This is a genomic window from Steroidobacter sp. (genome assembly GCF_016790065.1).
Classification (GTDB): domain Bacteria; phylum Pseudomonadota; class Gammaproteobacteria; order Steroidobacterales; family Steroidobacteraceae; genus Steroidobacter.
Map to the genome: position 1 here is coordinate 1 of NZ_JAEUPY010000080.1, position 14,829 is coordinate 14,829.

12 protein-coding genes and 1 pseudogene are annotated in these 14,829 nt (G+C 61.1%); 4 read left to right on the forward strand and 9 right to left on the reverse strand.

The window, feature by feature from the left end:
* From JNL55_RS03305 to aceE, 4 genes are all read right to left on the reverse strand, one after another.
* Window positions 1–2,288 (reverse strand): TonB-dependent receptor (locus JNL55_RS03305; RefSeq protein WP_293849218.1); only part of this gene is annotated, 2,288 nt, incomplete at its 3' end.
* A 7-nt stretch (window positions 2,289–2,295) separates the two neighbouring features.
* Window positions 2,296–4,173 (reverse strand): dihydrolipoyl dehydrogenase, encoded by a 1,878-nt coding sequence (gene lpdA, locus JNL55_RS03310; RefSeq protein ID WP_415922996.1) that lies wholly within the window; start codon window positions 4,171–4,173, stop codon window positions 2,296–2,298.
* Window positions 4,170–5,909: a dihydrolipoyllysine-residue acetyltransferase gene (aceF, locus tag JNL55_RS03320; RefSeq protein WP_293849221.1), complete on the reverse strand. Its 1,740-nt coding sequence runs from the start codon at window positions 5,907–5,909 to the stop codon at window positions 4,170–4,172. The genes lpdA and aceF overlap by 4 nt, the downstream gene beginning before the upstream one ends.
* A 16-nt stretch (window positions 5,910–5,925) precedes the next feature.
* Window positions 5,926–8,595 (reverse strand): pyruvate dehydrogenase (acetyl-transferring), homodimeric type, encoded by a 2,670-nt coding sequence (gene aceE, locus JNL55_RS03325; protein ID WP_293849224.1) that lies wholly within the window; start codon window positions 8,593–8,595, stop codon window positions 5,926–5,928.
* 311 nt (window positions 8,596–8,906) lie between these two features.
* On the opposite strand from aceE, the gene JNL55_RS03330 reads away from it, so the two are divergent.
* The gene (locus JNL55_RS03330) at window positions 8,907–10,193 is read left to right on the forward strand and encodes a M17 family metallopeptidase (protein WP_293849226.1); all 1,287 of its coding nucleotides are present in this window, start codon (window positions 8,907–8,909) and stop codon (window positions 10,191–10,193) included.
* An 8-nt stretch (window positions 10,194–10,201) separates the two neighbouring features.
* On the opposite strand, the gene JNL55_RS03335 is transcribed toward JNL55_RS03330, so the two are convergent.
* Window positions 10,202–10,624, reverse strand: a complete 423-nt coding sequence (locus tag JNL55_RS03335) for a VOC family protein (RefSeq protein WP_293849229.1) — start codon at window positions 10,622–10,624, stop codon at window positions 10,202–10,204.
* 93 nt (window positions 10,625–10,717) lie between these two features.
* On the opposite strand from JNL55_RS03335, the gene JNL55_RS03340 reads away from it, so the two are divergent.
* Window positions 10,718–11,392, forward strand: a complete 675-nt coding sequence (locus tag JNL55_RS03340) for an alpha/beta family hydrolase (protein ID WP_322111007.1) — start codon at window positions 10,718–10,720, stop codon at window positions 11,390–11,392.
* Here the strand turns inward: JNL55_RS03340 and rnt are convergent.
* The 4 genes from rnt to JNL55_RS37320 form a co-directional block, all read right to left on the reverse strand.
* Entirely contained in the window at window positions 11,389–12,024 is a 636-nt protein-coding gene (gene rnt, locus JNL55_RS03345) for a ribonuclease T (protein ID WP_293849234.1), read from the reverse strand. The two genes, JNL55_RS03340 and rnt, sit on opposite strands and share 4 nt — an antisense overlap.
* Window positions 12,021–13,067: a dihydroorotase gene (gene pyrC / locus JNL55_RS03350; protein ID WP_293849237.1), complete on the reverse strand. Its 1,047-nt coding sequence runs from the start codon at window positions 13,065–13,067 to the stop codon at window positions 12,021–12,023. Before pyrC ends, rnt begins: the two co-directional genes overlap by 4 nt.
* A 110-nt stretch (window positions 13,068–13,177) precedes the next feature.
* Window positions 13,178–13,501, reverse strand: a complete 324-nt coding sequence (gene grxD / locus JNL55_RS03355) for a Grx4 family monothiol glutaredoxin (RefSeq protein ID WP_293849240.1) — start codon at window positions 13,499–13,501, stop codon at window positions 13,178–13,180.
* Window positions 13,502–13,527: 26 nt separating this feature from the next.
* Window positions 13,528–13,719, reverse strand: a complete 192-nt coding sequence (locus JNL55_RS37320; RefSeq protein ID WP_415922997.1) for a DUF1289 domain-containing protein — start codon at window positions 13,717–13,719, stop codon at window positions 13,528–13,530.
* 272 nt (window positions 13,720–13,991) lie between these two features.
* Here JNL55_RS37320 and JNL55_RS03360 point away from each other — a divergent pair, with 272 nt between their 5' ends.
* Together JNL55_RS03360 and JNL55_RS03365 are read left to right on the forward strand one after the other, a co-directional pair.
* On the forward strand, window positions 13,992–14,450 hold the full coding sequence (locus JNL55_RS03360) for a urate hydroxylase PuuD (protein WP_415922998.1): 459 nt from the start codon (window positions 13,992–13,994) through the stop codon (window positions 14,448–14,450).
* A 149-nt stretch (window positions 14,451–14,599) separates the two neighbouring features.
* Window positions 14,600–14,829, forward strand: a pseudogene (locus tag JNL55_RS03365) (nicotinate-nucleotide diphosphorylase); the annotation flags it as partial.

Genomic DNA, 14,829 nt, shown 5'->3' on the forward strand with positions numbered 1-14,829 from the left:
TACTGCACGCCTTGAGTCAAATACGTCGTATGCGCACCGGGGTACTGAATCTTGTCGTCGTAAACGATATCGAAGTAAGTCAGTGCGATCGACAGGTTGTCGACCAACGGCACTGCGAAGTCGACGCCGGCGGTCCACACCTCGGCGGTTTCTTCTTTGATGTCATCTCTCGCGCCGCTGAGCACCAACACTTGCGACATCCCGTTGGTGGCTTGTGACATCGGATCGACGACGCTGCGCACTTGAGCAAACGAAGTCTGGAACTGGCTGTCGGCCAGATGGAACGGCGGCGCGCGGAACGAGGTGCCCCACGTGCCACGAAACTTCAACGCCTGCAGCGGCCGCCAGCCCAAACCGAACTTGGGATCGAACGTCGACCCCACGTCCTGGTAGTCCTCATAGCGTCCGGCCAACGACAGTTCGAGTTGCGATTCCGAGCTGCGAGCATTGCGAGGCCCGAGCAAAGGCACGGCGAACTCGGTGAACACCGCAGAAACATCTCGCCCCACGTTCCGAGCAACGTTGAAAGCCGGATTCACGTGAGTCAAATGCTCGCGTCGAAAATCGGCACCGAGCGCCCCTCGCACCAATCCGCCCGGCCCTTTGAACAAGGGTCCGTCGACGATGACATTGGCCGACGTGGTGGTCCATTCACTTTGCTCGAAGCTACTGGAGCGCAGTGCCGCCAGCGTTGCCGGATTGGTGTTCGAACCATCGCCGAACACATTCAAGGCGACGGCAGGGTTGCTGCTAGCCAGGAACTGAGTGAGCGCGGTGCCATTGATCCCGTTGGCGATCCGCGAAGCATTTCTTTCCTTGGCATAGCCGCCGGTCAGTTTGATCTGCCAATCGTTGCTCAACGCGCCCGCCACGCCTGCGGCAGAGGCAACGGTCTCGGTGCGACCGGAGAGTGTGTAGACGCCCAGATCATCGGCGAAGTCATAGGCGACACGCACAGTGCTGCCGATCCGGTTGAAGGCGTTGCTCGCCGGCACCGTGACATTGCGTCGAGAATTGGCCAAGTGCAGTTCGAACTCTCGCGAGCTGTAACGACTATCGGCGAAGGCTTCCCAGTTGTCGGTGAGGGCGAACGAGCCGTGCATGAAAGCAGTGTGCTGTTTCTGTTCCGGCAACACCCAATAACGACTCGACAAGTCCGCATAGTTGACTACGCCCGGAATCAATTGGGCGGCAGTCAGATTGGTGCCGTCCTGGCCCGCAGGAATGGCGGCGATGGGCTGCAGCTGAGCATTCAGAATGGTGCCGGGGTTACTGCCGAGCACTCGATAATCGCTGCCACCGAAGGCACGCAAGTCATCGTTCGCTGCTGAATAGCTGCGCGCCGACGCACGCAGCGGATCGCGCTCGTTGTATTGATAGCCGATCAACACATTGCCGCGGCTCCATGTCTTGCCCCACAACTGCGCGAACTGCGTTTCGTCCGCCTCGCCGCCAGCCGTAGCTCCGCGCACGCTCGTTTCCAAGCCGTCGAAGTCCTTACGCAAGATCACATTGATCACGCCGCCGATGGCATCGGAGCCGTACAGCGCCGATGCGCCTTCGGGAAGAATCTCGACTCGCTCGATGGCGGAGGTGGCGATGCTGGAAATATCCACCATCGAGCCGCGTTGCCCGCCGCTGGCTTGCCGCTGACCGTTCACCAGCGTCAACGTGGTGCCAGGCCCCAAGCCACGCAATTGAATCTCAGCACCGCGATTGAAGTTATAAACGCCGGTCGGCTGGGTATACGCCTCACTGACGCCGTGGAAATTCTGGCTCAGCGTGGTCAGCGCATCTGGCAGCCGCCCCTGACCGCTCGACTCGATGGCGTCGCGGCCTATCATCAGCAGCTTGGAGCCGGCGGCGCGCGCTCCGCGAATGTGACTGCCGGTGACGAGCACGTTCTCAACGTCGTCATGCGCAGGTGCGCTCGCGACGTAGCTCAGCGGCGAGAATTTTTTTGCAGGCATCGGTGCCTGCACGGCGCGCTTCGCCGGCGCAGGTTTCGATGTAATCGAAATGGTATTGCTGTTGACGCGAGCAAAGGTGAGATCGCTATCCGCGAGCAGCTTCTGCAACGCCGCTTCCGCAGTGAACTCGCCACGCAGCGGACCGACCGGCTTACTGGCTTCGCCGTGATCGGTGGCAAACATGGCGACGATCTGCAGCCCGGTCTGTTCAGACAACTCGCGCAACACGCGCGCGAGCGGCTGACGCTCGATGCGTAATGAGTACTCATCGGCAGCCTGGACTGCGAGCGGCGCCAACACGCCGCTCAAAATCGCCACCAGCCAGTTATTTCGCTTTGGCGGCCTTCTTGGGCACATACAGGTCTGTCAGCGTGCCTTCGAAAGCCTCAGCCGAGAACATGATGGTTTCCGACAGGGTCGGATGCGGATGAATGGTCATACCGAGATCGCCGGCATCGCTATTCATTTCGATGGCCAGGGCCAACTCGGAAATCAGATCGCCCGCATTCGGACCGACGATGCCGCCGCCGATCACACGATGAGTCGCGGGATCGAACAACACCTTGGTCAAACCGTCGTCGCGCCCCAACGTGAGCGAGCGAGCATTCGCCGACCAAGGGAAGCTGCCCTTCTCGAACGCAATGCCCTTGGCTTTGGCTTCGGTTTCAGTAAGGCCGACCCACGCGATCTCGGGATCGGTGTAGGCGACCGACGGGATCACGCGAGCGTCGAAATAACGCTTCTCGCCGTGCGCAATCTCAGCTGCGAGCTTGCCCTCATGCGACGCCTTGTGAGCCAGCATGGGCTGACCGACGATGTCGCCGATAGCAAAGATGTGCGCGACATTGGTCCGCATCTGCTTGTCGACCGGAATGAAGCCGCGCTCGTTGACGGTCACACCGGCAGCTTCAGCGCCGATCTTCTTGCCGTTCGGGCTACGGCCGACGGCAACCAGCACCTTGTCGTACAGCTGCGGCTCGGGAGCCTGCTCGCCTTCGAACGTCACGCGAATGCCTTCTTTCAGGGCTTCGAGCTTGCTGACCTTGGTCTTGACCATGATCTTTTCGTAACGCTTGCCGATGCGCTTTTCCAGCGGCCGCACCAGATCGCGATCGCAGCCGGGAATCAGACCGTCGGTGAGCTCGACGACACTGACCTTGGTGCCGAGCGCGTCATACACGCACGCCATTTCCAAACCGATGATACCGCCGCCGATGACCAGCATGCGCTTGGGCAGATCGAGTTCGAGCGCACCGGTCGAGTCGATGATGCGGGGATCGTCCGGCAGACCAGGCAACCGAACCGATTCGGAGCCGGCGGCGATGACGCAGTGTTTGAACGAAATCTTACGAGCGCCTTCGCCAGGCGCATTCTCGCCCTTCGACAGCACGGTGGTCTGCGGAGTGATGTCGGTGTTGGCGATGGACAGCTCGTGCGGTGACACGAACTTGCCGATGCCGCGAATCACTTCGACCTTGCGTTGCTTGGCCAGCACGCCCAGACCGCCAGTGAGTTTACCGACGACTTTTTCCTTCCAACCGCGCAGCTTGGCCGCGTCGATCTGGGGCTTGCCGAAAGTGACGCCGAAGCTTTCCATCTCGTGCGCTTCTTCGATCACCTTCGCGGCATGCAGCAGCGCCTTCGAAGGAATGCAACCGACGTTCAAGCAAACGCCGCCGAGTTGCGGCCAGCGCTCGACCAGCGCGACTTTCATGCCCAGATCGGCTGCACGAAACGCCGCGGTGTAACCGCCAGGGCCAGCACCGAGCACGACCACATCGAAATCGTACGTGCCACCCGATTCGTCCTTCGCCGGCGTCGGTGCAGTCGCTTGCGCGGCCGCAGCCTTGGCTTTCTCACGAACGATGGTGTCGGTGAACGGAACGTCTTCTTCTTGAGCCGGCGCTGCAGCTTTGACCGCTTTCGGCGCAGGCGTTTCTTTGGCAGCAGCCGGCGCCGGCGCAGCAGCACCGGCAGCGTCGATCTCGATGATCAAGCTGCCCTTGGAAACGCGGTCACCCTTCTTCAGCGCGACCGACTTGACCACGCCCGCTGCGGACGACGGCACATCCAGAGTCGCTTTCTCAGTCTCAAGCGTGACCAGCGGTGTTTCCACCGCGACCTGATCGCCCGGTTTGACGAGCACATCGATGACTTCCACATTCTTGAAGTCGCCGATGTCGGGGACGATAACTTGGGTCACGGCACAGCCTCGATGAGTCCACGAACGTCAGCCAGCTTCTCCGCCAGGAAGGTGGTGAAGCGCACGCCGGCAGCGCCATCGATCACGCGATGGTCATATGCCAGAGTGAACGGCAGGATCAGACGCGGCACGAACTGACCGTCTTTATAAACAGGTTTGATGCTCGACTTGGCAACCCCGAGGATGGCCACTTCCGGCGCATTGATGATGGGCGTGAAGCCCACGCCACCGATGCCGCCGAGGCTCGACACAGTAAACGTCGCGCCCTGCATCTCAGCGATGTTCAGCTTGCCGAGGCGAGCTTTCTCGGAAAGCACTGCGAGTTCGCGCGCGATCTCGTAGATGTCTTTCTTGTCGGCATCCTTGATCACCGGCACCACCAGACCACCCGGCGTATCCGCCGCGAAGCCGAGGTTGATGAACTTCTTGAGAATGAGGTTCTTGCCCGAAGACTCCAGCGAACTGTTGACGTTCGGGAATTGCTTCAGCGCCTGTGCGCAAGCACGCAACACGAAAGCGAGCGGCGTGAGCTTGATGCCCTGCTTCTCCGCTTCCGACTTCAACTTCTTGCGAATGTCTTCCAGCTCGGTGATGTCCGCTTCGTCCATCTGCCAGACGTGCGGAATGTTCAGCCAGCTGGTCTGTAGATGCGGACCGGAAATCTTTTGAATCCGGCTGAGCGGCTTGACTTCGATTTCGCCGAACTTGGAGAAATCGATTTCCGGAACCTTGGGCAACGCGCCGCCACCGCCAGCTGCACCCGCTGCGGCAGACCCGCCCGAGGCGAGCGCTTGCTTGACGAACGCTTTCACGTCGTCCGGAGTGATGCGAGCCTTCGGCCCCGTGCCCTTGATACGACCCAAGTCGACGCCCAGTTCGCGAGCGAACTTACGAATCGACGGGCTCGCATAGGCGCGAGCAAAACCAGCTTCGTCGATAGGCGGCAAACCTGCCGACGACTTAGCCGCAGGCGCGGATTGAGCAGCTGGCGCCGCCGGAGCAGCCGGAGCGCTCTTTGCAGGAGCAGGCGCTGCAGCTTTCGGTTCGGCCGTCTCGGCTTGGCTCTGCGCTGGCGCTGCAGCAGCGCCGCCGGCGCCACCTTCGAGCAGTCCGATCAACGCGCCTTTGGAAACGCGATCGCCCTTCTTCAACGACAACGACTTGACCACGCCGGCCGCAGTGGACGGCACATCGATCGTGGCCTTCTCAGTCTCGAGCGTCAGCAACGGTGTGTCGACGTCGACGCGATCGCCCGGCTTCACCAGCACGTCGATGACTTCGACGTCTTTGAAGTCACCGAGATCGGGAACGCGAACCTCGCCGCCGCCGGCAGCAGCGCCGCCGTTCGACGCAGGCTTGCTCGGCGCCGACTTGCTCGACGAGGCTTGCTTGGCCGCGCCAGCATTGCGATCCGATTGCTCTTTGCTGATCGACGGCGTCGACGCAGGCGCTTCCGCGGCACCGCTCGATTTCGCAGCGGCAGCCGGAGCAGCCGCGCCACCCTGGGCTTCGATCTGCAGGATCAAACTGCCCTTGGAAACGCGGTCGCCTTTCTTAACGGCGAGCGAGCTGACCACGCCGGCGGCCGAAGACGGCACATCCAGCGTGGCTTTCTCGGTTTCCAAGGTCAGCAGCGGCGTATCGACGTCGATCTGATCGCCCGGCTTGACCAGCACGTCGATGATCTCGACGTCCTTGAAGTCACCCAGGTCCGGGACTTTGATATCTGTTGGCATGCTTTAGATGACCGGCTTACTGCGTGACCGGATTCGGCTTGTCCGGGTCGATGTTGAATTTCTTGAGCGCGCCCTTGACGGTCGCCATGTCCAGCTTGCCTTCATCCGCCAGCGAACGCAGCGAAGCCACCACGATGTGCGCGGCATCCACTTCGAAATGCCGACGGAGTTCGGCACGCGAGTCGCTGCGACCGTAACCGTCGGTGCCGAGCACGACGAAACGACCAGGGACCCACTGACGTATTTGATCGGCCACGATGCGCATGTTGTCCGTCGCTGCGATGAACGGGCCGTTGCGCTCGCCGAGCACCTGCCGCACATACGGCACGGCCTGCGGCGCATCGGGATGCAGCATGTTGCTACGCTCGATGTCGAGCGCTTGACGACGCAGCTCCGAGAAGCTGGTGGCACTGAACACGTCAGCCGGCACGCCGTAATCCTTCTCGAGAATGTCGGCCGCCTTGATGACTTCGCGCAGGATCGTGCCCGAGCCCATCAGGTTCACGCGCACTTTGCCCTTGCCGCCGGACTGCAGCAGGTACATGCCTTTGAGGATGCCCTCTTCAGCGCCCTTCGGCATGGCCGGGTGCTCGTAGTTCTCGTTCATCACCGAGAGGTAATAGAACACGTCCTGTTGCTCGACGAACATGCGACGCATGCCATCGTGAATGATGACAGTGAGTTCGTACGCAAACGTCGGATCGTAGGCAATACAGTTCGGAATGGTGCTCGCCGCCAAGTGGCTGTGGCCGTCCTGGTGCTGCAAGCCTTCGCCCGCGAGCGTGGTGCGGCCCGAAGTGCCGCCCAACAAGAAACCGCGTGCCTGGCTGTCGCCCGCCGCCCAAATGAAATCGCCGACGCGCTGGAAGCCGAACATCGAGTAGTAGATGTAGAACGGCACCATGTTCACGTTGTGGTTGGCATACGCGGTACCGGCCGCGATGAACGAGGCGAGCGCGCCGCCTTCGTTGATGCCTTCCTCCAGAATCTGTCCCTTCTTGTCTTCCTTGTAGAACATCAGCTGATCCGCATCTTGCGGCGTGTACAGCTGACCGGCCGACGAGTAGATGCCGACCTGACGGAACATGCCTTCCATACCGAAGGTGCGTGCCTCGTCGGGCACGATCGGCACGATGTTCTTGCCGATGTTCTTGTCCTTCACCAGCGTCTGCAGGATGCGCACGAACGCCATCGTGGTGGAGAACTCACGCTCGCCCGAGGACTGCAGCAGCGAGTCGAACGTTTCCAGCGGCGGAATCACCAGCGACGGCGCATTGGCACGACGCTGCGGCAACGAACCGCCGAGCCGCTCGCGACGCTCGCGCAGGTACTTCATCTCTTGGCTGTCTTCCGGCAAGCGCTGGAACGGCGACTTCGCCAGTTGCTCGTCCGGAATATCGATGTGCACGCGCTTCCGGAATTCCTTCAGCGCTTCGTCATCCAATTTCTTCTGCTGGTGGGTGATGTTCTGGCTCTCGCCCCACTTGCCCATCATGAAGCCCTTGACGGTCTTGCACAGGATGACCGTGGGCGCGCCCTTGTGATTTACGGCAGCGTTATAAGCATTCCAGACTTTCTTGTAGTCGTGGCCGCCGCGGTTCAGGCGCCAGATGTCGTCGTCCGACATGTTGGCGACCATCTCTTTCAGCTCGGGATACTTGCCGAAGAAGTTTTCGCGCGTGTACGCGCCGCCCTTGGCTTTGAAGTTCTGGTACTCGCCGTCGACGCACTCTTCCATCACCCGGCGCAGCAAGCCGGTGGTGTCCTTGGCGAGCAGCGGATCCCAGCGAGAACCCCAGATGACCTTGACGACGTTCCAGCCCGCGCCGAGGAAAGCAGCTTCGAGCTCTTGAATGATCTTGCCGTTACCGCGCACCGGACCGTCCAGGCGCTGCAAGTTACAGTTGATGACGAACACCAGGTTGTCGAGCTTCTCGCGCACCGGCATGGTGATCGCGCCCATCGACTCGGGCTCGTCCATTTCGCCGTCGCCGAGGAACGCCCACACCTTGCGGTCCGTCTCCGGCACGATGCCGCGATTTTCCAGATAGCGCTGAAAGCGCGCCTGGTAGATGGCCATCATCGGGCCGAGGCCCATCGACACGGTCGGGAACTGCCAGAAATCCGGCATCAGCCAGGGATGCGGATACGAGCTCAGGCCTTTTTCCGGGCTGGCCACTTCCTGGCGGAAGTAACGCAGGTTCTCTTCGGTCAAGCGGCCTTCGAGGTATGCGCGCGCGTAAATGCCCGGCGCCACGTGGCCCTGAATGTAGACCATGTCGCCAGGATGCTTTTCCGAGGGCGCGCGCCAGAAGTGGTTGAAGCCCACTTCGTACATGGTCGCCGAGGAGGCGTAGCTCGCGATGTGGCCGCCGTACTCGGAGCTCTGCCGATTGGTGTGCACCACCATGGCCAGCGCGTTCCAGCGAATAAAAGCTTCGATACGCCGCTCGATGCTGCGATCGCCGGGGTACTCCTGCTCCTGCCCGGATGAAATCGTATTCACATAAGCCGTGTTGGGCTTGAACGGCAGGTACGCGCCGCTCCGGCGCGTGAAGTCGATCAGCCTTTCCAGCAGGAAGTGCGCTCGGCCGGCGCCCTGCGCCTTGATGACCGAGTCAATCGATTCGAGCCATTCCCGCGTTTCTTCGGGATCGAGATCGTCAAAGCGGGAGGGTTCGGACATGTCGGGTGTGCTGCAAAAGTAGGCCGCGTATCATCGGAGTTTGAGATTTTTCGGTCAAGGAAACTGCTGTGGTGGAATTGCTTCCCGCAGAGCGCGACATACGTATTTTTCAGCGCCGCGCTCCATTGAGCGAGGGCTCACTGCAAAAACACGATGCCTGCATCGTCATTTGTCAGCGCGAGCCCGCCGACAAGCTGCTGACAAAGCTCCCTTTCGGTGCGCTCTGGACGCGGCTGTACCGCGAAGCCAAGGCCCGCGGACCTGTATCTATCCTCAGTGCTCGAATCGGCGCGGACGCTCAACCAATGGTGGTGGCGCTGGCAAAAGCTTCAAGTTCGGCCTTCGAGCGCCTGTCGCTCGCGGCACGCATCTGGAAGGAGCTTGCGCCGCCGCCCGGCGCGAAAGTGCTCGCTTCGACGGTCGGTATCGAGACCACCGAGAGCGGCGCTTTGCTGGAAGCGCTGACCGCAGCGGCTCTGGCGGCAACTGCGCCGATGCCTGTCATCAAATCCAAGCCGCCGAAGGCTGTGGAGCCGCCGCAGCTCACGCTGAACGGCGATGGCCCGGACATCGATGCGGAGCTGTCGATTGCCATTGATCGCGGCAATCACCTGGCGCGCTGGCTCACTACCTTGCCGCCGAATGTGCTGCATACGGCCAGTTATCGAAAAGCATTGCGCGATTTAGCGAAACGGGAAGGCTGGACGTTCTCGTTCATGGACGAGCGCGCGCTGAAGAAGCTCAATGCTGGCGCCTTCCTGGCCGTCACACGCGCCAACGAGCATCGCGACGCTGGCATCGTTCGGCTGCGCTATCGCGCGCCTGCAGCTGAAGCCCCTCGCAAAAAACTCGCGCTGGTTGGCAAAGGCATCTGCTTCGACACCGGCGGCATCAACTTGAAGCCGCACAAAAGCATGTACCAGATGCACGAGGACATGCAGGGCAGCGCCGTCGCAGTCGGCACGCTGCTCGCGCTGAGTCGACTCAAAGTGCCGTACGACATCGACTGCTGGCTGGCCATCACCGAAAACCAAATCGGGCCGAACGCGTTTCGTCCGCAGGAAGTCGTGCGAGCTTCCAACGGTGTCACCATTCAGGTTGCCCACAGCGACGCCGAAGGTCGCATGGTGCTCGCCGACACACTCGCCCTCGCCTCACGCGAAAAGCCTGACTTGATCGTCGACTTCGCCACGCTCACCGGCGCGTGCGTCGTCGCACTCACCGAGCGCTACTGTGGCGCGTTCACCAACCGCTCTCAGTTTCACTCCGCCATCGAAACCGCCGGCCGCGACAGCGGCGAACGCGTGTGGCCCTTTCCCATGGACGAGGACTACGACTCCGATCTCGAATCTCCCATCGCCGACATCCTCCACTGCACGCTCGACAGCAAAGGCGATCACATCCTCGCTGCTCGCTTCTTGAATCGCTTCGTGCCCGCCGAGATTCCTTGGATCCATCTCGACCTGTCGCCCAGCAATCGCTCCGGCGGCCTTGCTCACATTCCCACGGACTTCACGGGGTTTGGTGTGAGATTTATGGCGCAGTTGTTGTTGGAGCAGGATTTGTTGACGGGTGGGCGGAGCAAGCGGGCGAAGTAACTTGTGAGTTATTCCTTCGGCAACATCTGCGGATTCCAAGCGACTTCCCACAGATGTTTGTCTGGGTCTTGGAAGTAGCCGGCGTAGCCGCCGTAGAAAGTATCGTGAGCGGCTTTCACTAGAGTGGCGCCGGCGTTACTGGCTTGATCCATCACGGTGTCGACTTCGGCTTTGGAACTCACGTTGTGAGCGAGGCAGAAGTCGGTTGGACTCGGCGCGCTCACTGGCAGACCGCAGTCATGGGACAAGCTTTTGCGTGGCCAAAGTGCGAGACGCAAGCCGCCTTCGAGTTCGAAGAATGCGACGGCGCCGTGTTCGAATTCAGTGCCGACGATGCCGTCGGATTTGAGACCGAGGCCGTGACGGTAGAACGTGAGCGCGCGCTCCAGATCGTCGACGCCGAGTGTGATCAAAGAAATGCGTGGTTTCATGATTTCATCCTCCAGCGTCGGCCAGTATCTCGAAGCGAGCATCTTGCGCGCATTCACGCGACGACGCCGGGCCTAAGGGCTCATACTCGCGGCATGACAACCTCTGCGACCCGGCTAAGCATAGAAGTCAAAAGCGGCCTACGTGTGTCAGCTTTACTGCAGCTGCCCACAAATGCACGTGCGTGTTACGTGTTCGGGCATGGTGCAGGCGCCGGCATGGCGCATGCTTTCATGACTGATCTCGCGAACGCGCTCGAAGCAAGAGGCATCGGCACGTTGCGTTACCAATTCCCTTACATGGAGAGTGGTTCCAAGCGGCCGGATCCGCCGGCGCTGTGTCATGCGACGATTCGCGCGGCCGTCGAGGAAGCGAAGAAACAGGCGCCAGGTGTGAAGCTGATTGCGGGCGGGAAGTCATTCGGAGGGCGAATGACGTCGCAGGCGCAGGCGGCGAAAGCGTTACCTGATGTAAGAGGACTCGCGTTCGTCGGCTTCCCGCTGCATCCGGCGAAGAAACCGTCAACGGAGCGAGCGACGCATCTGAGCGACGTGAAGATTCCGATGCTGTTCCTGCAAGGAACGCGAGATGACCTCGCCGACCTCACGTTGCTCGAGCCCATCGTCGAGAAGCTGGGCACGAGCGCAACGCTGAATCACATCGAAGCTGCGGATCATTCGTTCCACGTGCTGGCCCGCTCCGGCCGCAACGACAAAGAAGTGATGGAAGAACTCGCGGACGCGATCGCGAACTGGGCCGCAACGATTTAGCCCAACGCCACCTTCATCGAATTACAAATCTTGCAGAACAACTCCGCGGTCTTCTGCGCATCGTAGGCCGCTGAGTGCGCGGCGCCGGCATCCCACTCGATGCCAGCCGCTTGCAGCGCCTTGCCAAGCACAGTCTGTCCGTAAGCAACGCCCGCCAAAGTCGCGGTGTCGAAGCTCGAAAACGGGTGAAACGGATTCCGTTTGATATCCGTCCGCGCAATGGCCGCGTTGATGAAGTTCAAATCGAAGTACGCGTTGTGCCCAACCAGAATGGCTCGGGTGCAATCGTTATCTTTCATCGCCCGCCGAATCTCCTTGAACAAGCGCGTCAGCGCTTCTTTCTCAGGAATATGCGGGCGCAGAGGATGAAACGGATCGATACCGGTCACGGCAAGTGACGCAGGCTCAAGATTCGCGCCGGGGAAAGGTTGCACGTGATAGCGCCAGCTCTCACCAGGCAGCAAGCTGCCGTCGCCCTGGATCTCCAACAACACCGCGGCAATTTCCAGCAGCGCGTCCGTGTTGGGATTGAATCCACCGCACTCGACGTCGACCACCACCGGCAAGAAGCCGCGAAAGCGGCGCGCCATGGGCAGTTTGTCTTCGGCGTCGTTCCTCGATGATTCACTCAAGACGGAATTTCCTCAGCCAGCTGCCAGGCAATGCTCTCGCCGGCACGGAACGGCGTCAGCTCATCATTACCGAAACGATACACCGCGGGCGGTGCCCACTCGGTGCGATTCAATGTGATCTTGGTCGTGTTGCGCGGCAGCCCGTAGAAATCGGGACCGCGCTCCGAAGCGAACGCCTGCAATCGATCCAAACGCCCAGCCGCTTCAAAGGCCTCGGCATACAACTCGATGGCCGCGTGCGCGGAGAAAACACCGGCACAACCGCAAGAATTTTCTTTGGTATGGCGCGCATGCGGCGCACTGTCCGTTCCCAAGAAAAATCGCGGATCGTCGCTGGTCGCAGCGTCAACCAAAGCCTGACGATCATGCTCGCGCTTCAACACCGGCAAGCAGTAGTTGTGAGGCCGAATGCCACCTTGGAAGATCGCATTCCGATTCAACAACAAATGTTGCGGCGTGATGGTCGCACCGACGCCGGCGCGCGCGCCTTGAACGAACTGCACGCCCTCGCGCGTCGTGACATGCTCGAACACCACACGCAGCTTCGGAAACTTTTCAACGAGGCGCGACAGGATGCGATCGATGAACACTTTCTCGCGATCGAACACATCGACGCTGTGCTCAGTCACTTCGCCATGCACCTGGAACACCAGATCGGCTTCTTGCATGGCTTCGAGCGCCGGAAAAATCTTCTCGATGACAGTCACGCCGGCATCGGAGTTGGTAGTCGCGCCCGAAGGATAAAGTTTCGCGCCGACGACAAAGCCGCTGGCCTTGGCCGCGTGAATTTCCTTCGGCGACGTCGTATCGGTGAGATACAGCGTCATCAACGGCTCGAAGCTCACGCCCTTGGGCACAGCGGCCAGAATGCGCTCGCGATAACCCGCCGCCGCAGCGACCGTGGTCACGGGCGGTTTGAGATTCGGCATGATGATCGCGCGGGCGAATTGCCTGGCGGTGAAAGGAACGACGCTCGCCAGATGGGCGCCGTCGCGCACGTGCAAGTGCCAGTCGTCGGGACGAAGCAGAGTCAGCTGAGTCATGAGGACAGTCTAAGGGACGACGGCTCGGGAAAGCTCGTCCGGCACACGCCCCGCCGCACCATCACGTACGGCCAGGGCGTGCAACGCTAGTCGCGGAACCAGAGGTTGGATCAACCGGCGGCCTGAGCCGCTTCGCCGATCACTTTGCCCAGCTCGCCGCTCTTGTACATCTCCAGAATGATGTCGGAACCGCCGATCAGCTCGCCATTGACGTACAGCTGCGGATAGGTCGGCCAGTTGGAGTACTGCTTGAGCGCCTCGCGCAGCTCCGGATCCTCGAAAATATTGACGTGCTGGAACTCCGCGCCGACTGCGCCGAGCGCACGCACAGCCGCTGCCGAGAACCCGCACTGGGGAAAGTCGGGCGTGCCCTTCATGTACAGCACCACCGGACTGGAGGACAGCTGCGACTTGATGCGTTCGATGACGTCCATACAAACCTCGCGATGAAACCAAAATTCTAGGAAGCGGCGGCCTGGCGCCGCTGGCGGGCCCGGTCGCAAACCAGGCGCTGCTGCTCCTCCGTCAACCGCGACCATTGCCCGATCTCATCGAGGGTGCGGCCGCAACCGACGCAAACCTGCTGTGCATCGAGCACACAGACCTTGATACAGGGGGACGCGGGTGGAGCAGGCGGCGGCGGGGATGTCATGACGGCAGGGGCTGACAATTGAATTATGGGGATGGCTACCCTATTCTTCAAACGCTTTTTGCTGACAAAGTTCACTTAGAACAACGAACAAACCGGGTTTAGCGAGGCATACGGTCATGCATCCACTGACTACCGTGCGCGGGGCCATTATTTCGGCCTTCGTGCTGGCCATCGTCCTGTCCGTGATCATCACCGCCACCGTGGTCGGGGCTGACGGGCTGGGCTTCCACCATGCCCGGATCGACCGCTGGCTGCACATCGTCTCCGGCGTGATGTGGATCGGCCTGCTGTACTACTTCAACGTCGTTCAGGTGCCAGCGCTGGGCGATGCCGCCGCCGATAAAGGCGGTCCCGGCGGCGCCGGCATCACCAAGTATGTCGCCCCCAGGGCGCTGTGGTGGTTCCGTTGGGCAGCGGTGTTCACCTGGGTCACCGGCGCGTACTTCCTGCTGTTCGGCTATGGCAGCCCGGTAGCCATGCACAAGGCCTTCATGCTCCAGGAAGGCTTCGTGACCATCGGCGTCGGCGCCTGGCTCGGCACCATCATGCTGCTCAACGTCTGGGGCCTGATCTGGCCGAACCAGAAAAAGGTGTTGGGAATCAAGCCGGCCACCGATGAAGAAAAGGCCACAGCGCGCAAAGTGGCGCTGTACGCCTCCCGCGTGAATTTCATCCTGTCGGTGCCCATGCTGATGTGCATGGGCGGCCAAAGCCACGGCCTGCCATTTTAATAACGAGGGATCGGGCATCCTGCCACGACCCTCGTGCGAGTACGCAAAAAGGCGTGACTTTTTGCTACTCGCCGCCGCCCCTGGCGCGGGGTACATCCATGTACCCAAATTCAGCGTATCGTTCGCGTCCTCTCCGATGAGGACGCCTCATGTCGATTGCCCTGCCCAGCGCTGAATATATCGCTCGTTCCGTCGCCGCCGCGCTGGCGGAAGACGTCGGGACGGGCGATTTGACGGCGCAACTCATCCCCGCCGACCGCACTTCCAGAGCAACGGTTATCACGCGCGAGGACGCCACTCTGTGTGGGCGCGCCTGGGTGGACGAAGTATTTCGTCAAGTCGATAGCAAGGTGCGCATCGAGTGGAAGGTCGCGGACGG

Excerpts from the sequence above, each read along its gene's own strand:
- aceF (WP_293849221.1), bottom strand. The coding sequence starts at position 5,909 with ATGCCAACAGATATCAAAGTCCCGGACCTGGGTGACTTCAAGGACGTC.
- aceE (WP_293849224.1), bottom strand. The coding sequence starts at position 8,595 with ATGTCCGAACCCTCCCGCTTTGACGATCTCGATCCCGAAGAAACGCGG.
- JNL55_RS03335 (WP_293849229.1), bottom strand. The coding sequence starts at position 10,624 with ATGAAACCACGCATTTCTTTGATCACACTCGGCGTCGACGATCTGGAG.
- JNL55_RS03340 (WP_322111007.1), top strand. The coding sequence starts at position 10,718 with ATGACAACCTCTGCGACCCGGCTAAGCATAGAAGTCAAAAGCGGCCTA.
- pyrC (WP_293849237.1), bottom strand. The coding sequence starts at position 13,067 with ATGACTCAGCTGACTCTGCTTCGTCCCGACGACTGGCACTTGCACGTG.
- grxD (WP_293849240.1), bottom strand. The coding sequence starts at position 13,501 with ATGGACGTCATCGAACGCATCAAGTCGCAGCTGTCCTCCAGTCCGGTG.
- JNL55_RS37320 (WP_415922997.1), bottom strand. The coding sequence starts at position 13,719 with ATGACATCCCCGCCGCCGCCTGCTCCACCCGCGTCCCCCTGTATCAAG.
- JNL55_RS03360 (WP_415922998.1), top strand. The coding sequence starts at position 13,992 with ATGTGGATCGGCCTGCTGTACTACTTCAACGTCGTTCAGGTGCCAGCG.